Source organism: Nonomuraea sp. LPB2021202275-12-8 (assembly GCF_037044575.1).
Lineage (GTDB): Bacteria > Actinomycetota > Actinomycetes > Streptosporangiales > Streptosporangiaceae > Nonomuraea.
This window is the reverse complement of the sequence record NZ_JBAHWD010000003.1, coordinates 1-25,269: the sequence shown is the minus strand read 5'-3', so window position 1 is coordinate 25,269 and position 25,269 is coordinate 1. Positions and strand designations below refer to the sequence as shown.

The window sequence follows — 25,269 nt, the reverse complement described above, 5'->3', positions numbered from 1 at the left end:
GGCTGCCACGGCCGGGCCCGTCACGGTTTCAGGAGCCGACCGGCTCCGCCCGCAGCTTGGCCGAGTGCTTCACCAGGGTGATGAGCACCTCCCGGCTGGAGTCGCGCTTCCTGGCGTCGCACATGATGATCGGGATCGACGGGTTGAGCTGGAGTGCCAGCCGTACCTCGTCGAGCTCGAACGTGGCCGCGCCCTCGAAGCAGTTGACCGCGACCACGAACGGGGTGCCGCGCCGCTCGAAGTAGTCGACCGAGGGGAAGCAGTCGGCCAGGCGGCGGGTGTCGGCCAGGATGACCGCGCCGAGCGAGCCCTCGGCCAGCTCGTCCCAGACGAACCAGAACCTCTCCTGCCCCGGCGTGCCGAACAGGTAGAGCACGTACTCGTCGCCCAGCGTGATGCGGCCGAAGTCCATCGCGACGGTGGTCGTCCGCTTGGCCTCGACGCTGGACAGGTCGTCGATGCCGATCCCGCGGTCGGTGAGCACCTCCTCGGTGCGCAGCGGCCTGGTCTCCGAGACCGCGCCGACCAGCGTGGTCTTGCCCGCGCCGAACCCTCCGGCGACGAGGATCTTGAGCGCCGTGGGCAGGCGGGGGCGGTCAGAGCGATCGAAGACCATCGAGCACCGCCCTGTACATCTTCATGTCACGCATGTCCACCTCGGATTGTGGCTCCTGGGCCGAAACGAGCTCCCTGTCGAACAGGTCGCCGAGCAGCACGCGGATGGTGCCCGCGGGCAGGTTCAGGTGGGCGGCGATCTCCGCCACGGATTTGGGCTCCCGGCACAGCCGCAGGATCGAGTGGTGCTCGGGGTCGAGCCCGGCGTCGGGGCCTGGCGGCTGGCCCACGGCCAGGGCCATGGAGATCAGGTCGAACTTGCCGTGCACCGGCATGGTCCGGCCCCGCGTCACCACGTATGGCCGGATGATCTCCGGATCGATCCAGTACTCGTCGGTCGGCTCGCCGTTCACCGCTCCCTCCTGGCCCCGGCGCGGGTGCCCGAGGTGAGGTACTGGCCGACGCGGGCCACGAGCATGGCCATCTCGTAGGCGATCAGGCCGATGTCGGCGGTCTGCCCGCAGAGCACGGCCAGGCAGGCCCGCTCGCCCGCCACGGTCACGATGAGGAAGCGCGACCGCCACTCCACCACGGTCTGCTTGACCGCGCCGCCGCCCACGTGCTCGGAAACGCCCTTGGCCAGGCTCTGCAGCCCGGAGGCCACCGCCGACAGGTGCTCGCCGTCGGTCCGCTGGAGCGCGTCGGACGAGGCCATGAGCAGGCCGTCCGAGGACAGCACGATGGCGTGCTCGGCGTCCTTGACGCGGCCGACCAGGTCGTCGAGTAGCCAGTTGAGGTCGGTGCCGGCACCCGGTGTCACGTGTCGCCTCCTGACTGCTCGTCCATGATCCTGGCCGCTTCGGACCTGCCGAGCCGGGTGCCCGACTGCAGGGATCCCATCATCGCGCGGATCTCCTCCGGCGAACGCTGGTCATCGTCTTCCTCGGGGTCTGGGGTGATGGGCGGGCCCTCGTCACGCAGGGCCGGTGCCAGGTTGGCCTGGGGCACGCGCAGCGGCAGTCCTCCGGGGGTGAAAACGGATGGTCTCGCGGGCGCCTCGGGCCCTGGCTCGGCCGGAGCCCCGATCTCGGCCCCGGCCGCGGTCTCGGCGGAAGCCTGGGGGGCCGGGCTCGCGGGGGCCGCCACCTTGAGCGCGCGGACGTTCTGCGAGGCCGGGCGCACGGTGGTGAGCGTGCCCGCCGCCGTCGTCCTGCGGGGCAGGCTCGGCGCGGGCTGCCTGTCGGCCGGGTCCTGGCCGGTGCCCGCCTCCACGAGCTCCTGCGGCAGCAGCACCACCACCGTGGTGCCCCCGTACGGCGACGGCTTCAGCACGACCTGGATGTCGTGGCGACCGGCCAGCCGGCTGACCACGAACAGGCCCAGCCGGGCGGTGCCGGTGATGCGGAACTCCGGCGGGTCGGCGATCCGCTCGTTGGCCGCCTCCAGGTCCTCCGGCTTCATGCCGAGGCCCCGGTCCTCGATCTCGACGACGTAGCCGTTGGCCACGAGCTGGCCGCTGACCTGCACGTTCGTGTACGGAGGCGAGAAGGAGACGGCGTTCTCGATCAGCTCGGCCAGCAGGTGGATGACGTCGCCGACGGCCCGCCCGACGAGCACCACCTCACCCATCGGCAGGAGCGTCACCCGGGTGTAGTCCTCCACCTCGGCCAGCGCGCCGCGCACCACGTCGACCATGGGCACCGAGCGGCGCCAGGTGCGCGCGGGGGAGGAGCCGGACAGCACGATGAGGTTCTCGGCGTTGCGGCGCATGCGGATGGCCAGGTGGTCCAGGCGGAAGAGCTCCTTCAGCTCCTGGGGGTCGGTCTCGCGCCGCTCCATCACGTCCAGGACGGTGAGCTGCCTGTGCACCAGGCCCTGTGTCCTGCGGGCCAGGCTGAGCAGGATGTCGTTGATGCTGCGGCGCAGCTCGGCCTGCTCGGCGGCGACCCGGATGGCGGTCTCCTGCACCGTGTTGAACGCCTGTCCGACCTGTCCTACCTCGTCATCGCCGAACCGCAGCGGTGGAGCCTCGACCGCGATGTCGACGTCCTCGCCGCGGCCGATCCGCTCGACCAGCCCGGGCAGCCGCTCGTCGGAGAGCTCGTGCGCCGCGTCGCGCAGTTTCTGCAACTGGGCGAGGAGCGCACGGGCGGTGGTGATGGACAGCACGATCGACGCGATGACCGCGATGAGCCCGAGCCCGCCGGCGAGCACCAGCCGCACGACGACGCCGATCACGACGGGGGTGGCGCGATCCACGAGGCGGTCCCCGGCGCCGAGCACGAAGCCGTTGAAGTCCGCCAGGGCGCGCTCGGTCGCGTCCTTCCACTGGGCGGCGTCGACCGGGAGGCCGAGCTCGTCGCCGCCCCGGTCGGCCACCAGGGTCTCGAGGTCGCGCAGCTGCGCGAACGCCGCCCCCTTGGCCACCTTGTCGTAGGCGGCCCGCTCGGACGCGGGCAACTCGGCCGCGGCCTGCTCGGCCAGGACGTGCCAGGCGCCCGCGGTCTCCACGAAGCGCCTGTGCTCCTCGACGCTCAGCCGTCCCTCGGCGAGCGCTCCCGCCAGCAGGGCGTCCTCCCTGGTGACCATCTCCCGTGCCCTGCTGAGCGCCAGGAGAGTACGGATGTCCTTGGCGACGGTCTTGTCGTCCAGCGTGGCGACGGAGCCGTACATGGTGTAGATGGGGTCGATGACCTCGGCGAAGGCCGCCGTCGCCTCGATCCTGGTCATCCCTCTCGCGTCGATGGCCTGGCGGATCGCCTTGAGGCCGCCGAGCTCCTTGAACACCTCGTCGAGGCGGGCGGAGCCCTCGTCGTCGAGGGCCAGGTCGAGAATGCCCGCCCTGGCGCTCTCCTCGAACGCGGCCCGGGTCCGATCGGCGCGCTGTCGCTGCGCCTGCAGGTCCTTGCGGGAGCGGACGCTGCGGTCGCCCAGCCAGATCATCGACGCTCTGCGTTCGCGCTGGAGCTCCTCCAGCAGCGGCTCGCTCGGGCCGACCACGCTGTTGTCGACCTGTGAGACCCAGAGCAGGTTCACCCCGTCGCGGAGGGTGACCCAGGCGGCGAACGCCCACAGCGCTGTCAAGGAGAGAAGCAAGGCCGTGACCTTGGTCCGCAAACGTGAATTGCGGGGGCGCATTCTACCTACCCTGCGAAGTCATATGAAATGGCTGACCACCAGGACGTGCAGTGGCATACCGGCGCTGACAACCTGAGGACCTTAGCAAATGTCACGATCTTTGCTCAACTTACAGCCAAGTTTGCGGTGAGTTATCACCTTTGTCACCAAGCTCGCGAACAGGGTTAATTTACGGATAAGCTCCGGATGTGAGTGGTCTCGGCCCCCCGGCTTACTTCGAACTTCGCAACGACCTGGCAGACAGCCTGCTCAGGGGGTCGCACCAGCTCGCGGGCGTCCCCCGGGCGGACCGGGACGGCGTGCTCCAGGCGGCCCTGGACGCGGTGCCCGAGGCGGCCGCGCTCCTGCGCCCCTATCCGGCCCTGTACGCCGACGGCGAGAGCTCGGCCAGCAGGCTCGCCTTCAGCTGCCTGTCGGCAGCCGCCACCTTCCCGCTCGCCGGGCACGAGCGGATCGCCGACCTCGGCGCGCTGACGGTGATCCTCTTCGGCGTCGACGACATCGCCGACAGCGTCGCGGGCGAGTGGTCCGAGCAGGATTTCTCGGCGTTCTCCGCCGAGCTTCCCGCGATCCTCACCGCCGATGCCGATGCCGATGCCGATGCCGACGGTTCCGAAGGGCCCACCGGCCAGATCCAGGCGGCCTGGGCCGGCTGGTGCCGCCGCTTCCACCGGTATCCGGCGGCGGCGGTTCACGTACCGAACCTGGCACGGCAGTTGGAGCTCGCGGGCGCGGCCATGGCGCGGGAGCGCGCCTGGGCGGCGGACGACCGGCCCTGGCCCACGTACGCCGACTACCTCGCCAACGGGATGATCACCATCCTCTACCCCACCTGGTGGGCGGCCGCCCTGGCCGTGTGCGGCCCGGCCGCGGCCGACTCCGCACACTGGAAGGCGATCGAGCCCGCCACCCTCCTCGGCGCCTCGTGCGTGCGGCTCGCCAACGACATAAGGACGTTCGAGCGGGAGAAGAGCGAGGGCAAGCCGAACTCCATCAGCATCCAGGAACGCGCCGGGACGAGCGCGGAGGCGGCGGTCGGGCAGGTCGCGGCCCACATCGACGAGCTCGACGCGGCCTTCGACGCCGCCCTCGCGGACCTGCCCGACGAACTCCTGGACATCGCCGACGGGCAGCGCAGGAGCGTGTCCTTCAACGGTCGCTGGTACCTGGCCAGGGACACGCACGCCTACACCGTCCGGGAACTGGCCCGGGACGCCGGCTCCCATCAGGGCTGAACCCTCCGGGCGAGATGAGAAGAGGCGATCGTCGCGGCGCGGACCACGGCGACCGGCGTGTAAAGGTCCTTGTCATGCCAGAGCGGAGGATGGTCCGCGCCGGCCGATCGGCCGAGATACGCGGCACCCCGGCCGGCGGCTCGCGAACACCGTGGGTCGGTGCGCCACCGGGACAGGAGCAGCACCTGCATCGCGTACGCCGTCTCCTCGGCGGTGCCGTCCCATCGCCCCCATGACCCGTCCGGCCGCTGGGTGTCCAGCACCCACTCCACGGCCGCGCCGACCGCCCCCGCCGAAACGTCGCCGCCGAACTCGTCGAGGGCGAGCGCGCAGCTCACCGTGGCGTAGTAGGGGGAGGCGTGCCATCGGTCCGTCCAGCTTCCGGCCTGGTTCTGCCGCTCGCGGAGCCAGGCCGCGACGGCGGTGATGGCCTCCTCGTACCGGGACGCGGCGTCCGGCCTGCGGACGACGTACTGGCCGAAGGCGTCGAGCACGTGCGCGTTGACGCTCACCGACGTGCCCTGCTCACCCGGCCAGGTGGAGAAGTGCGTGCCGGCGTGGAACGCCCACAGACTGTCCGGCTCGTACGGCATGCCGAGCAGCGCCAGAGCGTACAGCGCCACGGACGTCGTGTCCGCGTCGGCGGGAAGCCCCGGCCCGGCGGAGGCCCCGGCGGGACCGATCGCGGCCCTCAGGTCCGCGACCATCTCCGGAGGCACGTCCACGGGCACGCCCGCGCGGATCAGCCAGCTCAGCACCCAGCCCCGCTCGAACACGGTGATGGGCATCCCGACGGGCACGGGACCGCCGTGCCGCCGGGCGACCGCCTCCAGGTGCCCGCGGGCGGCGGTGTCGGCGGCCCTGTCGGCGGCACTGTCTGTGGGACTGCCGGCGTCGGGCGCCAGACGGCCTCCCAGCCAGGCGGCGGTGGCCGCGGGCGAGGCGCCGACGGTGCCAATCGCCGTCGGCCGGACCGCGGATGCGCCGCCGGCGACGGGCCCGGCGATCTCCAGGGCGTGCAGCAGCTTCTCCGGCAGCTCCGTGCCGGACTCGACCCACGACCTGACCAGCTCGAGCGTTTCGTAGCTCATGCCGGGGGGCAGCGGCAGCGGCTCGTAGCCCTCCAGGCCCGCCAGGTGCCGGTTGATGAGGGCGACGAGCGACGGCACGACGTGTTCGATCGCCGGCATGTCCGGCAACCCGGGCAGCTCCGGCAGCCAGCCGGCCAGCACGCGGAGGCCGCGCTCGGCGGCTTCCCAGAGCCCGGCCGAATCCGGTCCGGCGTCGCCGCGCGCCAGCGCCGACAGGATCGCCTCGGTGGCGCTCAGCGTCGGCACCAGCCCGTATCCGTCGGGTGCGCCCCAGGAGCCGTCCGGTAGCTGCGAGGCGACCATGTAGTCCACCCGCTCCTGGTGGCCGGTCAGCCACGGCGCGAGCGTGACCAGCCGGCCGGTCTCGTAGACGGACGGGGACGCCTGGCCCCAGGGCCTGGACATGAGGCTCGCCAGCAGCGAGTCCGCGGCCGTCGCGACGTCCTCGCCGGCCGGGGCGGCCACCTGCTCGGCGGTCACGCGCGCCCTCCCTCCGCCGGCAGCAGCCTCAACATGAGCTTCTCCTTCGGCCGTACCGAGGCCCCCGGCACGCGGGTGAACCTCTGCGGGTTGGTCAGCACCGGCCGGTACCTGCTCAGCAGATTGGCGAGCACGAGCGGGGCCTCGAGATAGAACAGGTGCTGGCCGAGGCAGACGTGCGGGCCCGCACCGAAGGGGACGTAGGCGTGGCGATGCGCGGGCCGGTCGCCGGCGTGGGCCCAGCGTTCCGGGTCGAACTCCAGCGGCCGGTCCCAGAACTCCGCCAGCCGGTGGGTGGTGAACGGGCTGACCAGCACCTGTGAACCCGCCTTGACAGGCACCCCGCCGATCTCCGTGTCCGCCACCGCCTGGCGGGGAACGATCCACCCCGGCGGGTAGAGCCGCAGCAGCTCCTGCAGGACCATGCGGAGATAGGTGAGCCGGGGGACGTGCTCGAGCCGGACCGGACCGCCGCCCACCACCCCGTGGATCTCCTCCCGCAACCTGGCGCTCACGTCGGGGTGGTCGTGGAGCAGGGACCACAGCCACGTCAACGACATGGCCGTGGTCTCCGACGCGGCACCGTAGACGCTCACCAGGTCGTCGCGGATCTGACGCAGGTCCGCTGTGCCGTCCTGCTCGATCCTGGCCGTCAGCAGCGCCGAGACCACTTCCTTGGAGCCGTTCGGCTCACGCCGTGCCTGCTCGATCAGGGGATAGACGATCTCGTCGATCTTCCGCACGGCCGAGAGGAAGGCGCGGTCCCCGGGCACCCGGATCGAGTACGGCGCGAAGGGGAAGAGTAACCGGAACCCGATCGACGTGGCGCAGGTGGCGAGTTCGGGCGAGAGCCGCTCGGCGGTGTCACGGGAGATCCGGCCGCCGAACAGCACCTTGATCACGGCTTGATCGACGATCGTCGTCATCTGCCGGCCGGCGTCGACCAGTTGTCCACTCCGTGCGTGGTCGCCCAGTTCGTCGACGCAGCCGGCGATGACGTCGGCCATGCTCTCGCCGAGGGTGGCGATGTATCTGGGGGTGAACAGCGGTGCCAGGATCTTCCTGCTGGACTGCCAGGCCTCGCCCTCGCCGAGGATGCTCTGGCCGGTCACCCGTCGCAGCGGCCGCCAGAACATGCCCTCGCGCACGAAGTTGGTCCAGTCGGTCTTCAGCACCTGCTGCACGTGGTCAGGGTGGGAGACCAGGTAGGGGCGGAAGGGGCCGATGTCGAGCCTGACGATCCGCCCGCCGGCCTCGGTGCCCATCCTGGCCAGCTCGGTCACCGGGTCCTTGATCAGCCGGGGGAAGGCTCGGCGGAAGGAGAGGACGTGTGGATCGGTCACACCAGGATCCGTGAAAGCGACATGGCGATGATCTCCATCTCAGACTGACATGCGGCCGACCGGTCAAGAACCGAGCGTCAGAAGAAGCCGTCTTCCGACCTGTGTAGCCTTTTGGGCGAAATGCGGTGCTCTGACCTGTCTGACCATGCCTTCCGCGGAGCTGGGACGCCCTGCTCGTCTGATAGGACACTTCCTGACAAAAGTCATTGATCAGGTGAAGTATCACATGATGTTGTATTGAGCACAAGATCGTACTTGCGAGGAGCGTCCATGAACCACGGCCGTCCCGTGGCCGTACCGGGCGGTGACGCGATCGCCCGCTGCCGTCGGCTGCTGGAGCCGGCGATGCGCGAGGCGGTGTCCGGTCTGCACCCCTGGGCCGCCCGCATGGCCGCGTTCACCATGGGCTGGACGGACATCGACGGCAGGCCGTTCGACGGCAACGGGGGCAAGCACCTGCGGCCGGCCATCGCCATGCTGGCCGCCGAGGCCGTCGGGGCCGCGCCGGAATCGGCGTTGGACGGAGCCGTCGCCGTGGAGCTGGTGCACGCGTTCTCGCTGGTGCACGACGACATCATGGACCTCGACGAGGAGCGCAGGCATCGCCTGGCGCTGTGGAAGGCCTACGGCGTGGGTCCGGCGCTGCTGGCCGGTGACGCCCTGCTGGCGCTGGCGATCAGCCGGCTCGCCGGCACCGGCGTGCCCATGGCCTACCTGTCCAGAGCCCTGGTGGAGCTCGTGCAGGGGCAGACCGGCGACATGGCCTTCGAGAGCCGCCCGTGGAGCGGGCCCGACGCGGTCACCGTCCAGGAGTACGAGGAGATGGCCGCGGGCAAGACCGGCAGCCTGCTGGCCGTGGCCGCCGCAGTCGGCGTGGCCCTCGGCGGCGCCCCGGAGCTGGCCGAGCGCGCCTGGGAGATGGGCTGCGAGTTCGGCGTCGCCTTCCAGATCTACGACGACGTGCTCGGCATCTGGGGCGACCCGGCCATCACCGGCAAACCCATCCACGGGGATCTACGCCGCGGCAAGAAGACCCTCCCGATCCTGGCCGCCCTGTCCGCGGGCGGCCCGGCCGCCCGCGAGCTGACCGCCGTGCTGCACGCGGACCCGATGAGCGAGGAAGACGTACGGCTGGCCGCCCGCCTCGTCGAGCGGGCGGGCGGCAGGCAGGCGGCGCTGGACCTGGCGGCCCGCCGCGCCGCCTCGGCGATGAGGACGATGGACGAGTGCCTGCCCGGCGACACCGCGCTCCGTGCCCTGTGCGCCTCCCTGGTCGACCGCATCCACTGACCGGGCCGTACGGTCAGGCCTGTGAGGCGTCGTCGAGCCGGCGCAGCTCGTCGGGGCTCAGGACGAGCTCGGCGGCGGCCATCAGCGGCGCCAGCTGCGCGACGTCGCGGGCGCTGCTGATCGGCGCGGTGACCGTGGGCTGGGCGGCGAGCCAGGCCAGCGCCACCGTGGCCGGCTGCACCTCACGCTCGCCGGCCACCCTGACGAGCTCCTCCAGGGTGCGGCGGCCGTGCTCGGTGTGCAGGTATTTGGCCGCCTGCTCGGCGCGCGGGCTGTCGACCACGGTCCCCGGGGCGTACTTGCCGGTCAGGAATCCGCGGGCGAGCCCGAAGTAGGGCGTGCTGGACAGCCTCTCGCGGGCCACCACGTCACGCAGCTCGTCCTCGTAGCCCCGCTCCACCAGGTTGTACGGCTGCTGCAGGGCCACGTAACGCGGCAGCGCCTCCTCCTCGGCGATCCGCAGCGCCTCGGCCAGCCGGTCCGCGGCGTAGTTGGAGGCGCCGACATGGCGGACCTTGCCCTCGCGGATCAGCGCGTCGAAGGTGTCCAGCGTCTCGGCCAGCGGGGTGTCGTGGTCGTCGACGTGCGCCCAGTAGAGGTCGATCCACTCGGTGCCGAGCCTGCGCAGCGAGTTCTCCACCGCGGTGCGGATGGTCGCGGGGGACAGGCCCTTGTGACCTTCCAGCATGCCGACCTTGGTGGCGAGGACGAGGGAGTCCCGGTTGCCGCGCTTGGCCATCCACTCGCCGATGAAGACCTCCGAGGTGGACTCGCGGGTCGCCCAGTACGGGTAGACGTCGGCGGTGTCGATGAAGTTGCCGCCGCCCTCGGTGTAGGCGTCCATGACCGCGAAGGAGGTCTCCTTGTCAGCGGTCCAGCCGAAGACGTTGGTGCCGAGTGCTATGGGAAAAACGGACAGGTCCGTGGTGCCTATCGATCTCATGCCGCCATTATCCGCAGGGCCGGTATGCGGACCGTGATGCCGCCCCCGGCGGCGTGGCTAACGGGACGCCGGGCCGGTCCCCGCGTCGTCGCGGAACTCGTCGCCCGCCTCCAGCAGCTCGTCCAGCGCCGTCCGCAGATGGACGAGCAGGCTCCCCACGTCGTCCATCCGCTCCGGGCAGGCCACGATGCCGAAGTCGAGCATGCCGTCGTAGGACAGGCAGGTGATGTTCACGCCGCCGCTCACGTCGGTCAGGACCGACACCGGGTAGTACGAAAGGACCCGGCCACCGCACAGATACAGCGGGAACTGCGGACCGGGCACGTTGCTGATGATCAGGTTGATCGGCGGGCACGCCACCGACGCGAACCGGAAGACCGCCGGTGTCGCCAGGCTGGTGACCGGGGCGGGCATCAGCGCGCACAGCTCGTCCAGCCACCGGGCGGGCGCCATCGCGAACCGCCGCTTGGCCGCGCTCATCGCCGCTCCGACCGCCTTGAGGCGCTCCCTGGCGTCAGGCACGTTGGTGGGCAGCGCGGTGACCATCGCGGAGATCTGGTTGCCGACATGCTCGCCCGCCGCGGCCGTCCGGACCGCCACCGGAACGGCGACGATCAGCGGCTCCTCCGGCAGCGCGTCCCGCTCCACCAGCCACGACCGCAGCGCCGACGCGCACAGCGTCATGACCACGTCGTTGACGCTGACGCCGCCCGCCCTGGCCACGTTCCTGACGTCCTTGAACGACACCGAGCCGAAGGCCAGCCGCCTTTCGGCGCTGATGGGGCCGTTGAACGGGGTGCGCGGCACGGTCAGGCCGGGCAGCTCGGGGCGCACGTCCCGGTCGCCGGTCACCCGCCGGGCCGCACTGGCGATCAGCCGCGCCCCGGGCACGGTGGCGGCCAGCGGGATCGCGTCCAGATCCCCGGCCGCCCGAAGCACCGACCGCAGGGTCCGCACGGGTTGCGTCGCGGACCGCACGGCGGCCGCGGCCAGCATGCCGAGCAGGCTGGGCGGGTCCTGCTGGACCGGCGCGTTCGGCGCGTGCACGCAGACCTCCCGCGCCGCCTCACCTTCGCGCACCCCACGCACGCGGGCACCCGGCTCATGCGGGGCGCTGCTTCCGGTGGTGTGATCCACGGCGGTGTGATCCACGGCGGTGTGGTTTACGGCGGTATGGCCTGTGGGGGTGTGGCCTTCGGGCGTGAGGTCCAGGAGGGTGGCGAGGGTTTCCGCGCCCGAGACGCCGTCGATGGCGGCGTGGTGGACCTTGGTGTAGACGGCCACCGTCCCGTCGGCCAGGCCGTGGATGAGGTGCATCTCCCACAGCGGGTGGGCCCGGTCGAGCCGCCGGGCGTGGATCCCGGCCACCGCGTCGGCGAGCTGCTGCCTGTCACCGGGCGCGGGCAGCGTCAGCTCGAACAGGTGGTTGCCGATGTCGAAGTCCGGATCATGCGCCCAGTAGGGCCGGTCCAGCCCGAACGGCACCTCCGCGAGCCGGAGGCTGAGCGCCGGCGAGAGGTGGAGGCGGTCCAGCAGGACGCCGGCGAGCGCCTGGCGGTTGAGGCGCCCGTCGGCGGGATCGATGATCGCCAGGCCCGCCACATGAGCGGTGGTGGTCGCGCATTCGACGTTCAGGAACTGCGCGTCGAGCGCGGTCAGCTGGCGCATCTGCTCTCCCTGTTCGCCGGGGTGTGCTCACCATCACATGAAGGGATTTCCGGTACGTTTCCGCGAGAGTCTGTCAGATGAATTCGACAGCTTCGCACACCCCGCCTACATGAAGCGCAGTTCAGCCGCTATCCGTGACATTTGACTAACCGGGGATTACGTGAATGGGATGTTGCACGACGGCGTCGAAGTGGTAGCCGAAGGGATGCCGGCGCGTAACCGCCGGCTGCGTGTCGCCGAACTCGTCGGTCGCCCGGGCCATGAGCACGTGCGCGCCCAGATGCTCCGGCACCCACCCGACATGCCACCGCAACCAGGCGCTGACCAGGTGCTGCCCGCGGTGTTCCGCCTCGTGCCAGCTGACCCCGCCGTCGAAGCTGACCTCCACCCGGACGATCCGCCCGCGCCCCGACCACGACCTGCCCCGCAGCACGTGCGGTCCGCCCGCCGGTAGTCCGGCGTTCCAGGCGAGCTCGAAAGCGCTCTTGACGGGCTGCTCCGCGACATCGCGGTAGAACACGGTGTTCCACGGCGTGAAAGCGGGGCTGGTGGAAACCTCGATTTCGCCCAGCCACTTGATGGACGCGATTCCCACCCATCCCGGCACCACCAGGCGCACCGGAAATCCATGATCGGGCGGAAGCGGCTCGCCGTTCATTTCGTAGGCCACGAGCACGTCGCCCATCGCCTTGCCGATGGGCAACGGCCTGCGCACCCGCCCGTACCCCTCGAACGGCGCGTCGAGCCCGCGTGCCACCACGTCCACGGCCTCGCCGCGCACCCCTGCCTCCCGCAGCAGATCCCGCAGCGGCACGCCGCGCCACCGCGCGACGCCGATCGCACCCAGCCCCCACTGGGTCCCCGGCGCCGTGTCGCCCTGCTGTGTCCCGTAGAGCCGGCGCCCGTTCCCGGCGCACTCGATGGCGGCGTCGATCGTCCGCGACGGCATCGCCAGCAGCCGCTCGTAGTCGAACACCACCGGCCGCCGCACCCCGTCCCCGTGCACCTGCAGCTGCCACCCGGCCGCGTCGATCAGGGGTGTGGAGGTGTGGTTGCGCACGAAGAACCGGTCGTTAGGGGTGTGGTAACCCTGCCCGGCCATGGCCTCCCAGCGCATCTCGGCACTTCCGTCCCGCCGGACGAACAGGTCATCCGGCAGCGGCTTCACGATGGTCGCCAGCGCCTGCTTCACGCCACCACCTCCAAGCTCTCTATTTCCTACCTGTAAACCATCTAATCCTGTCGCACCCCTCCACTCAATCCCCTCGCCGCCACAGTGGCCGCGCCCACATACCGGGTCAGGAACGTTCCAACCCCCACAAACCGAGGCATACCCGCAACCCCATCAACCAGAACTGATCCCCACAGTGAGGACAAACCCCCCTCCCGGCGACGCACCCCTGGTCAGACGGTACGGACGGACATGCGCCACACCCTCACCAGGAACTCGCCCTCATCCTTCGAGAGCGGGCGGCGCCCCCGGGCAGACGCCCGGGCGAGGGCGGTGTCCGCTCCAGGCAGGTGGTGCCCGCGCCAGGCAAGGTGGTGCCCCCGGGCAAGCCGGTGGCACTGCAGGGCCCGAGGTCATATCCGCTGCAGGCAGGTGGTCCCGCCAGGCCAGGTGGTTGAGGGTTTACGGCGAAGCGGCCGTGGCCGGTCGACCGGGACGCGTCGGCCGGGGCGCGTCCAGAATCAAGCGAAAACCAGAGGGAGGCGCGCGGAGGGATCGTTTCCGGAAAGCGGTCAAGGTCAACTCAATGTGGGTTTCAGACCCGTGTGGGCTGCCCCTAAAGGGTTTGCCCGCAGATGGCGCGCACTGGGATGCTCGGCCGAGCAGGAACGGAGAGGAAACCCAAAGTGGCCGTCACCGCATCCAGCAAGCCGTCCGAGTCCGAGCCGGAAGTCCGCACGGCGGCCGGCGTCCTCCGCGGCGGCCGGGAGGCGGGCCTGGCGGTCTTCCGCGGCATCCCGTTCGCCGAGCCGCCGGTCGGCGCCCTCCGTTTCGCCGCGCCGCAGCCGGCGCGCAGCTGGGACGGTGTGCGCCCGGCGGTCGCGTACGGCCCGCCGCCCCCGCAGTCCGGCGTGCTCGGGGTGTCCCAGGACACCGCCGGTGACGACTGGTTGACGATCAACGTCTGGACACCGGAACCGGATCCGGCGGCAGGACTCCCGGTGATGGTGTGGATCCCCGGCGGCGGTTACGCCATGGGCAACTCCAGCCTCCCGGAATACGACGCCGGGCACCTGGCCGGGAGCGGAACCGTGGTCGTGACCCTCAACTACCGTCTCGGTATTGAGGGTTTCGCGCAGATCGACGGAGCCCCGGCCAACCGGGGACTACTCGACCAGGTCGCGGCCTTGCAGTGGGTGCGGGACAACATCAGGGTGTTCGGCGGCGACCCGGACCGGGTCACGGTCTTCGGGCAGTCGGCGGGTGGTGGATCGGTCGCCGCACTGCTCGCCATGCCGCGCGCCGCCGGGCTCTTCCGCCGGGCGGTCGCGCAGAGCGTGCCGGGGACGTTCTTCTCCCCCGAGCTGGCCGCCGACATCGCCGCCGCCTGCGCCGACGAGCTGGGGGTACGGCCCACGGTGTCCGGCCTGTCGGCGGTGACCCCGGCCCGGCTGCCCGCCGCGGGCGACGCGATCTTCGCCGCTATGGTCCAGTGGCGGGAGCGCTGGGGGCAGATCACACACCGGCCGATCCCGTTCGCACCGGTTGTCGACGGTGACGTCCTGCCGGCGACCCCTTGGCAGGCGCTGGCTGACGGCGCCGCCCGGGACGTCGGACTTCTCGTCGGGCACACTCGGGACGAGCACCGGTTGTTCAGCCTGATCGACGGCGTGCTCGGCCAGGTCACGCATGTGCAGACCGAGACCGCTCTGCACATGCTCGCCCCCGGACCGGACGGTGCACGCCGGTACCGGGAGGCATTCCCGGCCGCGGCCGATGAGGAGCTGTACGAGCTGGTCAACGCGGACTGGTTGTTCCGCATGCCGAGCCTCCACCTCGCCGACGCGCAGATCGCCGGGGGCGGCCAGGCCCACCTCTACGAACTGACCTGGTCCGCCCCGGGATTGGGCGGTGGCCTCGGCGCCTGCCACGGCCTGGACGTGCCGCTCGTCTTCGGCAACCTGAGCAGCGGACGGCCCGCCATGCTGATCGGCGACCCGCCCTCCCCGGCGGCGGAGGAGTTGTCCGCGCAGATCCGCGGGGCGTGGACGGCGTTCGCCGCTCACGGCGACCCGGGCTGGCCGCCTTACGACGCCGACCACCGCCTCGCGCAGCTCTTCGACACGCCGTCGATGGTCACCGCCTACCCGGAAGAGACCTCGCGGCTGCTGTGGCAGGACCACACCTTCCCGGCGCTCCCGCTGCTCGCGCGGTGAAAGTAGCTCCAACCAGCACGGCTCTGAGTTGCCGGCGCGGGGGCTGGAGGAAGCCCACGCCCCTCAGCTCCGTCCTTTACGGCTCCGTCCTTTACGGCCAGCCTGGTCGAGCCACCCCCCGCACGGGGTTGCCGGCCTCCAGGGAGTCCAACGGCCTCATGCTGATCAGGGGGTTGACCTGCCACGTTACGCCGCTACCGAGTCGCTTTGGCTCGTTGGCCCGTGACTGGCCCGTGAGATGCGTTTTCGCTGGTCAAGCGACTTGCCGCACGGCTTTGCACAGCTAGCGTGGCATCTATCTTTGCGTTCGCCGCATCTTGGCCCGTGTCGATCCAGTGGACGTACACAGCCATGAGCGTTTGAACGGAGTGGCCCCAGCCTACGCGCGACCTGAGCCATGTCTACGCCCGCCAGGATGAGCATGGAGGCGTTGAAATGGCGCAGGTCGTACGGCCTACGCGCGACGTTCAAGGCGCGTTCAGCGTCCGTCAGAGCGGCTTTCCGGGCACGCTGCCAGGTGTCCCGGTAGTGCCTGGCACGGAAGTACCCCTCATCCGGCCCGTTGTGGAACAGCCTGCCGTCAGCAGCAGGGCGAACTCTTGCAGGTAGGCCCGCAGGATCGCTACCAGCTCTGGCGGTATCGGCACGATCCGAACCGCCGACGTCGCGCGATGCTTGAGCCCCTTCTGTTCGTGCCGTTCCCCGCTGTCCGTCCACAGGGACCCGACGTCAGGAGCCGCCCCGGTCAGCGTCAGCCTGCCCCAGCCATGCGCGGGCAGTTCGCAGCCGTCGATCGTCAAGGCCAAGACCTCAGAGGGACGAAGCCCACCGAGAAGCATGACGTAGAAGAACGCGAACAGCATCGGCCCCCAGTGCTCATTGCACTGGTAGTAACGCAGCGTCGGAACGGCCGCGATGATTCGCCGAGCTTGTTCAAGGGCGGCGCTACGCGCCGCCCTGCCAGCGCGGGCATGCGGCCTGGAGGCCGGTCCCGCGCTGACAGCGGCTTACTCCAGCCCTCAACTCATATGTCCTGATCAGCAGCCGTAGCCGTCGCCGGCTGAACTCGTGTCACTCGCCCTCCGGGTGCCTTCGGCATTCGGCAGGCCACGGCTACTCTGTCCGTTTTCGCTTTCTCCTCTGACACCTCTATCCGCCTGCTGAATATAGCTGTCTATAACCAGCTATCGCCAAAAGATTCCCTCAAAGAGATTTCCGCCGATTGAACCCTTACCCCCTTTTTGCCCGTACGGCTTGAGACAGATCAACTCCCTCCAACACCAAGGAGACCATCCATGTCCCGCACTCGCACTCTGACCCTCAGCCTCGCCGCTCTCGCCGCAAACAGCTTTATCGCGATGGCCGTCGTGACTGCCGCTCCGGCGACTGCTCAGACGGCTCCCCTCCGGTTCCAGGCCAAGGAGACAGCCGCGTGCCAGACTCTCGTCATCACGGGGGGCACGGTCGCGATCCGGGACTTCCCCTTCACCAATGGCCTCGTCTTACGAGCCGTCCGCCGCGGGCAGACGGTCACTGCCTGCGGCTTCTTCCGGGGGGCGGTGCCAACAGTTACGCGAACAAGTGCGGCTTGTCCGGCCGCAACTGGTGGACCGTCCGTAGCGGCGTCAGGACCATCACTGGTAGCACCACTGGCTACATCGCCGCCCCCTGCGCCCGCGTGCGCTAGCTGCTAGCTCTCTCCAGTGACACTTCGCGATCACGGTTCAAATCAGCGCTGGTGGCCCAGCGCGGTGACAGGAGCCCCGTCCTCTGGCAAGGGAGGGCGGGCAGGGCCTCCGCATAGTGGCGTTGAAGGATGATGTCCGTTCGCGGGGTGACGGACGCGAGGCCAGCCAGTAAGCAAGCAGGCACGATCTTCGAGATCATGAGGTTCTCTACACCAAATGATCAGAGAAGGCCGTGCCTGCCCCCTCATCATTGCCGATCAACCCTGTCCTGAACCAACTCACCGAAACGACCTGCGAATCCATGCCCATCGTCGTCGCCGAGTACGCCAGCCTGCTAGATCACCTTCGGCAGATTCCCGATCCACGCGACCGACGCGGGATCCGACACGCGCTGGCTTCGGTCCTGGCAGTGGCCGCAGCGGCGGGCCCGCCTCGGACGGCTCGTGAAACGCGATCGGCGGCGCCTCGTTGCGCGCCAGCTTCAGCTTTTGCCACCAGCGGCGGATCGTCCCGCATCGCCGCCATATAGAGGCTGGACATTACGGCGACGATTTCATGAATGGTCGCCGCCGACAGGTACGGCACCGCTTCATACAGGATTTCGCCCCAGACAACTATGCCCCCAGGAAACTCCCATGCTTCACGCTCGTTGCGCGCAGCACATCCCTGTGATCGCGTCCGGGAACGGTCATGTCATTCCCGGAAGCAGGATAATAAGCGTGCTAACCCACATGAAGATAGTAGAGCAGATAATGAAGAGCAGAATGTAGGTTTCATACCATCTGATGAACGCGGTCGTCTGCGGCAGCTTGCGGAAACCCTGGCGAACAAACTCGTCAGTCAGCTCGCATTCCTCTCTGCGATAGTCGAGCCAGGAGACTATTCCAATGGTGATAAGCATGATAGTGAATGCGGCAACTACAGTCTCCAGCCACATCAGAGCGAGCAGACCTGATCTGGCGGTGGCCGGGTCGATCCGCCAGCTGCGGTAACCGACAAACAGCGCGAGCCCAGCACTCGCTATCGCGACGGCTGATGTTTGATAGATAGCCAAAAAACGGTAAACGTTCTCATTGATAGTATGAATCTGTTGCAGAATGTACTTATAGCGCTCGACCACTATTTCCGGTGTCCCCGCCGGTAAGGCGACGGACTGCTCCTTCTTCCATCGCCGATAGCTAAACCTCACAGGCGTGTCGCTTCCACCCTAGAACGGCTGACGCGGAATGCGGTGACACGAGCGGCCGGCCCACTTGTGCACGCAAGTTCGAGGCGATTGTCGTGTTCCTCGCTACTGTCGAGCGATTCCATGCACCTAACCACATCGGCGACATCGACATTCCATTCCTCGGCGATGCTTCTGACCACCACACCCGGTGATCCGTAGTTGCCATTTTCACACCACCAGACGCAAGGGCTCCACTCGTCGTCTTCCGCGGCCTCCGAGAATCGCTCATCACGAGGCCTGGGCACGACCTCTTCTGGAAATACCCAAATCGGATACAGTTCCACGACCAGTCCATGAGGTGGAAGTCGGACCTCCCGGCCATCATGCGTGAAGAAGTTTCGGACGTATTGGCCTGGGCTCAACCGTGTGTCAAAATCCACAAGGCTGCCATACGAGATCAGCAGCACTTCGGATTTGTCCCTCAGCCACTCAACGAGATCGTCTCTGTTGAGAGCCTTCTTTGCCGAATACGCACATGGCAGAGCCTCGGGGGCAACACCTAGACCTCCGACGAAGTCGGACATGATCCATTGGTGCGTTGGGGTTGACCACGGACTTGAACATGCTACATCGACCTGCGAACGGGCCCATGCCTGCAAATTCTCAGGGAGACTCACCGGAAAAGACTTGAGCCGATCTGCGGTCATAGGGAACCCCTTAAATGCTCCCATAGTATAAGAAAATGGGGACGACTCCAAACCTCCTACGTAGACCTTCCCCGTGTAATTTCCGTACCAAAGATCGTCTGATCCCAGCACTTCCCTGCCGGAGAGCAGCATCGCCCTACCAATTGTGTTTCCATCATCGTCTAGTACGCGTGTCTCGTGATCGATGAAGAGCTTCTCGCGCTGCTCGTAGCCGAGCCGAAGAATATAGTCCATATCGCCATGCCAGTAGAGCCTCTTGAAAAGCTCAGTGGCCGGAATATCGATCCAGTCATTAGCTGCAATTATGCACTTTGGTTTTTGATCTGAAGGACCCTTAACTGCGATATCCACCTCGGACAATGCGCACATTCTGTTGATCAAACTGTGCAGCAGTTCTGTGTAGCTGACGCGCTTACTAGTCCTATGGAAGATTCCCTTGGCAGTGCACGGATCGCGCCTCAGTCGGGCTCGGACTACAGTACCCGACCCTCTCAGGCACTCTTCAAACTCTGCCTCTCTTATCAGCGGTCGGCCGCCTGATAGTCCTCGCCGGAACTCCAGTACATGGGTAGATCGTGCCGCCTCACCCATAGCCAGGCTCCGGACCTGCACCTCATCAGCGGCCATGAAGACCGCGAAGAAGCCGATACCGAACTTTCCCGTAGGCGAGAAGCCCTTGGCCTGAAGTCCAGGAAATTCCTCTATGGCCGCGGCGGAACGCCAGTGCGATCGTCCGAAGTCGGTCAGGGCCGCCACCATGGTCTCGGGACGCATCCCAATCCCCTGATCGGCTACCTCTAGCCACCAGTCATCACCGCACTGCTCTAGAGTGATCGTCACAGGTGGCAGGGAGTTCGAGCTCTCGTAAGCAGCACGAGCTTTGGTCGCGTCCGCGGCGTTCGCAACCAGTTCCCTGATCGCGATATCGGGACGGTCACCGTACATATCACGACCACCGATGTTCGAAATCACCTGCACCGTATCGGTGACGCGGAGTCGCGCATCCAGAGGTTTCCAGCCATCCGTGGGGATGGACTTGGCCAGCCGCTCGGGCGAGTCGGCGCCCACAACGGACCTGACTTGGAAACGCTCCCGGCCGCTGTCGGCCAGAAGAGCGTCTACGTGACGGAGCTCATCGTTGATGAGTTGGATGGTTTCGTAGGCAAGCCACCACGCCTCGGCCTCGTCACGGCTGAAAGGGGTCGAAGCGGTGTACTCCAGCCGGTCGCCCACCGCTCGTGGTCTGAACAGGCGCTCTTGGAAGAACCAATGATCGCGGGAAGTTCCGGTCGGCCGCCTGAAGGCATGCAGCAACATCGGGGCCCTGCGATAATCGATATGTGCTGCATCCGCCAGCCGTAGCATGCAGGCCAATTTCAGGGGGTCAACATCCCACATCGGCGGAAGCAACGGGCATGAGCCCTGCCGTTGGGCTAGTCTCTGCAGCCCAGACACCGCCCACCAGTGGCTATGAGCGATACGGCCGATCTGCGGTCCGAAAAACTGCCGAAGTTCGACATCCTGTAGCAGATAAAACGGCTCACCCGAAGAGGTGTAGAAAACCTGGCCCACCAGCCTCTCCGCTTGTTTGGCATGGCGTAGGCGAAGCAACTCTACGACCACTTCCTCGTGTGCCTCCTTGACCAGCAGTTCCTCGTTGGCGGCCATCTCCAGGTTACGCAGCCGATTTTTCGCCCCTGCCAGGAGGTCTTCGTATTTAGGATCTTCTTTCAGATCGACCCCAGCTACTGAGTACGAGGCCAATCCCATGCCGAGATCGTGTAGGAGGAATGCGCCACCCAGAACGAAAGCCTCGGCCGGATTGATGGAAACTTGTTCACCACAAATTAGGGAGGCCATCTCCCACAGCGCTTCTGCATGCGCCATTCCGTGTTCGGTGAACATTGGCAACGAGTGAGCAATTGATGTCGCCAACGGCTCAACTGTTTCCCTTAGCTGAAAATAGGCAGCACGCAGCCTCGCTCGCTCATCCTCATGTGGATCTTTATCGTACGGCGCGAGCGACCTTTGCCAAAGAGGCGTCTGCTCGAACGAATGAGGCATGGAGGCTCCACGTCAATCATTGGCTTGGAGCAGACTATACCCCGATTGGCTGATCGGAATCAGGTGAATCTGCCCACGGATCAGGGCACAGCGAAACTGTGGACGGCAGTGCCCTCATGGGAAGAGCACGCGGGAGACCGCCCAGGTTCATCATCGCGCGACCGTCTCCGAGCCAGCAACAATCAACCTTTTGATGGCCACCCCACGACGGCCCAACTCTCTTCAGGAGCGGTAATGAAGCTGTCCACGCAACGCTCGGTACGGATCAATTCATCTGGTCGGGGAGCACGCATGACGTTTCGGACGGTGGCATTTGGCTACCTGACTGGCGGATTTGGTCGCAGCATATTCCACGGCTCCGGCAAAGCCAGTTGATCATGTGAGCCCGAGGACGGTCAGGGTGCGGGTGGCGTCTCTGGGGAGGTGTCGGATGGCTTGGGCCAGGTGGTCACGCCGCTCAGGCGTAGCGCGCCGATGGCCGGCCAGGGCTATCGCAACTCAAGTCAAACGAGATCGTCAAACGTACCGTTGTCGAGACCGGCCGCAAAAGATCTAAGCTCCGGCCCAACGAAAACCAGCACAGGCCCTCCCGGATCTTCACTATCTCTAAGGGCCACCGCCCGGCCCTGCCCATGCTTCGGGTGATCGGCTGGTAGCGTCACAGACGTCACATCGACACAGTTCCCTCCGCCGTTCGTGTAGCGCCGCCATTCAGCATCGTCAGGGACGATCACAGCCACGCCCTGATTCATGATGATCATCGGATGTCTTTCTCCGTCTCGGCGAGCAGAGCCGCGCTCTCCTCGGTGGACAAGGCGTTCTCTCGAAGCTGGTTGAATAGCAGGTTATACCTGTTCACAACATCGTCGGCTTCCAAATACCGCCCATCTGTCTGCGACTCCAGATAGACCACGTCCGCGTGTGATGACTCCGGGAACGTCAAGATCGTGAAGCTACCATCCAAGGCCTGAGCAGCGCCCGAGCTGAACGGATACACCTGAACGGTGATCTTCTCTCGTTCACTCATCTGCCGAAGGTGGGCAAGCTGTGCGCGCATCACCTCAGGACCGCCGACCGCACGACGTACGACTGCCTCATCCACGATCACCGACAGGCGGGGACCGGCCGCGTCGATCATCCTCTCCTGGCGTGCGAGTCGAAACTCCACCATCTTTTCGATACTGGACTCAGGGAAGGCCATCGGCGGCGTAGTCAGATACGCCCGGTAGTAGTCCCCGGTCTGGAGGAGACCCGGCACCAAGCCCAGCTCGAAGCTGCGCAGCTCCTCCGCCTCCCCTTCGAGAGCAAAGTATGTCTCGAACTGAGGCAGGATGACTGACTTGTGCTTCTGGTACCAATCTCGCTTGTTGGCATCTCGCGCCAGCCTGATCAGAGACTCGCGGTCCTCTTCGTTGTCAACCTCGTACAGTTCCAGCAGCGCCATAACGTCCCCGACCGACGCCTTGGCCGTGGTGTTCTCAATGCGGGTGATCGTCGTCTCGGCAACGCCTAGTTGATCCGCCGCCTGCTTGCGATTGATCCCCTTTGCGGTCCGTAGGGCTTTGAGCTGCCCGGCCAAGATCCGGCGACGGACGGTGGGGCTCGTCCTGCTTGGCACGTCTTCCCCTCTGGGTGTCATGTTTCTCAGCCTCGATTCGCCGGAATCCTGCACAAGTGCAGTCCGCACATGTTTACATTCTCGCGCGAGTGCGGCACCATCGAAGCCTGACCGCCCATCATGACAGCCCTCTGTCGGGTGGGCCTCCGTCTCCGCATACCAACGGCGTCACACCCCGGTCCCAGGAAGGGCAAGCCGTGAATGTGACAGTGAGCAACTACACCCGGCTCCCAGGCACGCCCCAGTCTGTCGAGAAAGCGCGCAACCTTGCCGCCAACACACTCGGCCCCAACCACCCCGCTGCCCCAGACGTGATCTTGCTGGTCAGCGAGGCGGTAACGAACGCGATCCAGCACACCCGCTCCAAACGCGCCACTTTCGCGTTTGTGGTCATCGACGACCACCCCCGCGTCCGCGTTGAGGTCATCGACGACGGAGCCGATGGCGTGCCACAACTCATCCCGAGCCCCGACGACTGCTTGCTTGAGTCCGGCCGAGGCATCTTCCTGATCGACACCATCGCCTCGAAGTGGGGCTACGACCGGTATGGGTCGCAGGGCTGTCTCTGGTTTGAGGTTCACTACCTCTCCGACGCGACCGAGTCCTAACGGGACTCCCGCGACGCCGCGCTTTTCGAGGTCGCAGACCTTCGGCGAAGGGGGCGCAGCCCTTCCCGATGTGGCTCCCTCGAAAAGCGCGGTCTCTACCTCTCTCATGACCTACGACTCCTCAGAGGCAGACGCAATGACGCGCGAACCGACCCCTACTTCGGTGGCGATCAGGCCCTCTTCCCTGAGGGACGCCATCGCCTTCCTCACGGTTATCCGTGTGGTCGCGAACTCGTCCGCCAGCCGACTTTCAACGATCAAGGTCGTTGGGCCGTACTCGCCAGTGGCGATGCGCCGCCGAACCTCGTCCCGAATGGTCTTCCAGAACGGGACGCCCACCTGCCTATCAATCACCGTCTGACCATAGGCAGCCCCTACCTACCGCCCCCAACCGGATATGGCCATGGCTGTATATAGCCATCTATAACCAGAAGGAAAAATGATGCTCGTCCTAGTCCAACAAGCCATGCTCCAACACAACGGCACCCACGCCACCGACTTCCCCGACGCGGAGTGGATCCCGACCACCTATCGCCCTGACCTCGTTCCTTGTGTCGAGGTGGCGGAGCTACCTCACGCCACCATCGGCATCAGGAACAGCCGCTACCCCATGGGGCCTGTCCTCATCTACCGCCATGACGAGATCGCCGCCCACATCGCCTACGTCAAGGCCGGTGGCCTTGACCATCTCCTCTAAGAGCCTGCTGACAAAGGCTTAAGTATGGGTCCGTAGCCGAGGACCCGCCCGGTGGCTACGTCGATCCTGACGCGCTGCCGAAAACGGCTCACCTCGAAGATCTGCCCCGCGGGGTCGGTGTACACGCCCCAAAGGTGGAATTTCTGGTCATCGACTCCGCCCACGCAGTATGCATCCTTCGGCCCGGGTGGCAGCTTGGCGCTCCAGACCATCTCACCGGCGGGAACGTCGAAGGCCACCATCCAGTCGTCGCACCACACCACGACGACCAGACGCTCGCTCACGGCCGCCCACGACGGCATCTCCGGCGGCAGCAGCCGGTGGTACTTCCAGTAGATGCTCCCGTCGGCGCGCCGCGCCGACAGGTCGCCGGGCCTGATCGCGCTCACGGTGAGCTCGCCGAAGGCGACCTCACCCTGCCGGTCGTCGTACCCGTCGTTATGCGGCTCGACGTACCTGTACTCCGCACGCTCCGCCGGTACGGCGGCGCCGTACGGTCCCAGAACGAAGTGCAACGGCCAGATCAGCCAACTGACGACAGCGGCGACGGCGGCGACGGCGGCGACCAGCCCGACCGAGATCAGTAATCGCCTCATTCACCCGACGGTATCGGCCGGGAGTGTCACGCAGAAGGGCGCACCCTTGCCTGGCCCGCTCTCGGACCTGATCGTACCGCCGTGTGCCTCCACCAGCGCGGCCACGATCGACAGGCCGAGACCCGTGCCGCCGGAAGCAAAGCTGCGCCGGGTCGACGCGGTAGACGCGCTCGAAGAGGCGGCCGGCCAACTCGGGCGGGAAACCCCGAGCCCTCGTCGGCGACCTCCACGATCGTCCTCAGCGACCAAATCCCATTGTCAGCAGGCTCTAAGGCTCAAGCCATGGCCCGCATCACGAAGCCCGCCCCGACGATGGGCTGGGAAGCCAAAGTCGAAGTCTGGCCCGGCCTTAACCGGCCCCCCATCTCAGCACCCGGACTCTTCCGGGACTGGAAATCAGCCCGCACCTGGGTTGAGGCCGAAGTACTTGCGCAGATCGCGATGGAAGTCCCCGTGACGACCACTGTCGGACGCGTGCGTTTCGGAGCTGTAGTCGTGGATCGGGCAGGCGGAGACCCCCACCTCGATCCCGACAGCGTCGCCAAGGAAGGCCATACCTACACCTACGCCTGGAACGAAAGCGGCTTCGCCTGGCGTGAGGAGCTTCCGCCGACGGCCTAGTACCAGGTGCAGGTGCCGGGGGGTGCCGAATCGTTTCGGAGCCGAACGCATGGGGACCCCTCCAAGATCTCCAAAGGGGGGCCGGGAGGGGTATTCACGGGGGAGGGGCAAGCCCCTCCCCATTCCCATGATCGTAATGCCCCCCTTTGGTGATCTTGCCCCATGCGTCCAGCACCACCGCAACGATTCGTCATCCCCCTCCGTTTTGTGTTCGCCGCCCCGTGCCCCCTGTGACCAGCCCCAATGCCGTTTAGATAGCGATCTTGCTGGTAGCGTCGCTTGGTGATCTTGTTGGGTGATGCGGGCGGTTCGGGGCGGTTGACGGATCTGGTCGCGGTTGGCGCGCTGACATCGCTGATCCCTCGCCAGGCA

The 25,269-nt window shown here is 67.2% G+C and carries 23 protein-coding genes; 6 read left to right on the top strand and 17 right to left on the bottom strand.

The window, feature by feature from the left end:
• Positions 1-28: 28 nt before the first annotated feature.
• From V5E28_RS06430 to V5E28_RS06415, 4 genes are read right to left on the bottom strand one after another with little or no spacing between them, the layout of a single operon-like run.
• On the bottom strand, positions 29-616 hold the full coding sequence (locus V5E28_RS06430; protein ID WP_336205452.1) for a GTP-binding protein: 588 nt from the start codon (positions 614-616) through the stop codon (positions 29-31).
• Entirely contained in the window at positions 597-968 is a 372-nt protein-coding gene (locus tag V5E28_RS06425) for a DUF742 domain-containing protein (protein WP_336205451.1), read from the bottom strand. Before V5E28_RS06425 ends, V5E28_RS06430 begins: the two co-directional genes overlap by 20 nt.
• Positions 965-1,375: a roadblock/LC7 domain-containing protein gene (locus V5E28_RS06420; protein WP_336205450.1), complete on the bottom strand. Its 411-nt coding sequence runs from the start codon at positions 1,373-1,375 to the stop codon at positions 965-967. The genes V5E28_RS06425 and V5E28_RS06420 overlap by 4 nt, the downstream gene beginning before the upstream one ends.
• Positions 1,372-3,651, bottom strand: coding sequence for a sensor histidine kinase (locus V5E28_RS06415; protein WP_336205449.1), 2,280 nt, complete (start codon positions 3,649-3,651; stop codon positions 1,372-1,374). Before V5E28_RS06415 ends, V5E28_RS06420 begins: the two co-directional genes overlap by 4 nt.
• A gap of 230 nt (positions 3,652-3,881) precedes the next feature.
• Here V5E28_RS06415 and V5E28_RS06410 point away from each other — a divergent pair, with 230 nt between their 5' ends.
• A complete protein-coding gene (locus tag V5E28_RS06410; RefSeq protein ID WP_336205448.1) occupies positions 3,882-4,928 on the top strand; it encodes a terpene synthase family protein in 1,047 nt (348 codons plus the stop codon).
• Here V5E28_RS06410 and V5E28_RS06405 read toward each other — a convergent pair.
• Both V5E28_RS06405 and V5E28_RS06400 read right to left on the bottom strand, forming a co-directional pair.
• Entirely contained in the window at positions 4,919-6,499 is a 1,581-nt protein-coding gene (locus V5E28_RS06405; RefSeq protein WP_336205447.1) for a prenyltransferase/squalene oxidase repeat-containing protein, read from the bottom strand. The genes V5E28_RS06410 and V5E28_RS06405 overlap by 10 nt on opposite strands.
• Positions 6,496-7,842: a cytochrome P450 gene (locus tag V5E28_RS06400; RefSeq protein WP_336205446.1), complete on the bottom strand. Its 1,347-nt coding sequence runs from the start codon at positions 7,840-7,842 to the stop codon at positions 6,496-6,498. The genes V5E28_RS06405 and V5E28_RS06400 overlap by 4 nt, the downstream gene beginning before the upstream one ends.
• Before the next feature lie 270 nt (positions 7,843-8,112).
• On the opposite strand from V5E28_RS06400, the gene V5E28_RS06395 reads away from it, so the two are divergent.
• Entirely contained in the window at positions 8,113-9,132 is a 1,020-nt protein-coding gene (locus V5E28_RS06395) for a polyprenyl synthetase family protein (protein ID WP_336205445.1), read from the top strand.
• Between the two features lie 13 nt (positions 9,133-9,145).
• On the opposite strand, the gene V5E28_RS06390 is transcribed toward V5E28_RS06395, so the two are convergent.
• From V5E28_RS06390 to V5E28_RS06380, 3 genes are all read right to left on the bottom strand, one after another.
• Positions 9,146-10,075 (bottom strand): aldo/keto reductase, encoded by a 930-nt coding sequence (locus V5E28_RS06390; protein ID WP_336205444.1) that lies wholly within the window; start codon positions 10,073-10,075, stop codon positions 9,146-9,148.
• A gap of 57 nt (positions 10,076-10,132) precedes the next feature.
• Entirely contained in the window at positions 10,133-11,743 is a 1,611-nt protein-coding gene (locus tag V5E28_RS06385) for a WS/DGAT/MGAT family O-acyltransferase (RefSeq protein ID WP_336205443.1), read from the bottom strand.
• A 145-nt stretch (positions 11,744-11,888) separates the two neighbouring features.
• Positions 11,889-12,935, bottom strand: a complete 1,047-nt coding sequence (locus tag V5E28_RS06380) for a sulfite oxidase (protein WP_336205442.1) — start codon at positions 12,933-12,935, stop codon at positions 11,889-11,891.
• Positions 12,936-13,600: 665 nt separating this feature from the next.
• On the opposite strand from V5E28_RS06380, the gene V5E28_RS06375 reads away from it, so the two are divergent.
• On the top strand, positions 13,601-15,130 hold the full coding sequence (locus tag V5E28_RS06375; RefSeq protein WP_336205441.1) for a carboxylesterase/lipase family protein: 1,530 nt from the start codon (positions 13,601-13,603) through the stop codon (positions 15,128-15,130).
• Between the two features lie 488 nt (positions 15,131-15,618).
• Here V5E28_RS06375 and V5E28_RS06370 read toward each other — a convergent pair whose 3' ends face one another.
• From V5E28_RS06370 to V5E28_RS06350, 5 genes are all read right to left on the bottom strand, one after another.
• On the bottom strand, positions 15,619-15,993 hold the full coding sequence (locus tag V5E28_RS06370) for a hypothetical protein (RefSeq protein WP_336205440.1): 375 nt from the start codon (positions 15,991-15,993) through the stop codon (positions 15,619-15,621).
• A 1,513-nt stretch (positions 15,994-17,506) separates the two neighbouring features.
• Positions 17,507-17,938: a hypothetical protein gene (locus V5E28_RS06365; RefSeq protein WP_336205439.1), complete on the bottom strand. Its 432-nt coding sequence runs from the start codon at positions 17,936-17,938 to the stop codon at positions 17,507-17,509.
• 65 nt (positions 17,939-18,003) lie between these two features.
• Positions 18,004-20,757, bottom strand: coding sequence for an HD domain-containing protein (locus V5E28_RS06360; RefSeq protein ID WP_336205438.1), 2,754 nt, complete (start codon positions 20,755-20,757; stop codon positions 18,004-18,006).
• A 503-nt stretch (positions 20,758-21,260) separates the two neighbouring features.
• Positions 21,261-21,518 (bottom strand): DUF397 domain-containing protein, encoded by a 258-nt coding sequence (locus tag V5E28_RS06355; RefSeq protein WP_336205437.1) that lies wholly within the window; start codon positions 21,516-21,518, stop codon positions 21,261-21,263.
• Complete coding sequence (locus tag V5E28_RS06350; RefSeq protein ID WP_336205436.1) at positions 21,515-22,444, bottom strand: helix-turn-helix domain-containing protein; 930 nt, start codon at positions 22,442-22,444, stop codon at positions 21,515-21,517. The genes V5E28_RS06355 and V5E28_RS06350 overlap by 4 nt, the downstream gene beginning before the upstream one ends.
• A 140-nt stretch (positions 22,445-22,584) precedes the next feature.
• Here V5E28_RS06350 and V5E28_RS06345 point away from each other — a divergent pair, with 140 nt between their 5' ends.
• Entirely contained in the window at positions 22,585-22,983 is a 399-nt protein-coding gene (locus V5E28_RS06345; protein ID WP_336205435.1) for an ATP-binding protein, read from the top strand.
• A gap of 111 nt (positions 22,984-23,094) precedes the next feature.
• On the opposite strand, the gene V5E28_RS49450 is transcribed toward V5E28_RS06345, so the two are convergent.
• Entirely contained in the window at positions 23,095-23,322 is a 228-nt protein-coding gene (locus V5E28_RS49450) for a GntR family transcriptional regulator (protein WP_442945788.1), read from the bottom strand.
• Positions 23,323-23,449: 127 nt separating this feature from the next.
• Between V5E28_RS49450 and V5E28_RS06340 the strand changes: the two genes are divergently transcribed.
• A complete protein-coding gene (locus V5E28_RS06340) occupies positions 23,450-23,680 on the top strand; it encodes a DUF397 domain-containing protein (RefSeq protein ID WP_336205434.1) in 231 nt (76 codons plus the stop codon).
• On the opposite strand, the gene V5E28_RS06335 is transcribed toward V5E28_RS06340, so the two are convergent.
• Both V5E28_RS06335 and V5E28_RS49445 read right to left on the bottom strand, forming a co-directional pair.
• Positions 23,677-24,276 (bottom strand): hypothetical protein, encoded by a 600-nt coding sequence (locus V5E28_RS06335; RefSeq protein WP_336205433.1) that lies wholly within the window; start codon positions 24,274-24,276, stop codon positions 23,677-23,679. The two genes, V5E28_RS06340 and V5E28_RS06335, sit on opposite strands and share 4 nt — an antisense overlap.
• Positions 24,277-24,525, bottom strand: a complete 249-nt coding sequence (locus tag V5E28_RS49445; protein WP_442945778.1) for an ATP-binding protein — start codon at positions 24,523-24,525, stop codon at positions 24,277-24,279.
• Between the two features lie 33 nt (positions 24,526-24,558).
• On the opposite strand from V5E28_RS49445, the gene V5E28_RS06325 reads away from it, so the two are divergent.
• On the top strand, positions 24,559-24,897 hold the full coding sequence (locus V5E28_RS06325; RefSeq protein WP_336205432.1) for a hypothetical protein: 339 nt from the start codon (positions 24,559-24,561) through the stop codon (positions 24,895-24,897).
• Positions 24,898-25,269: the final 372 nt, after the last annotated feature.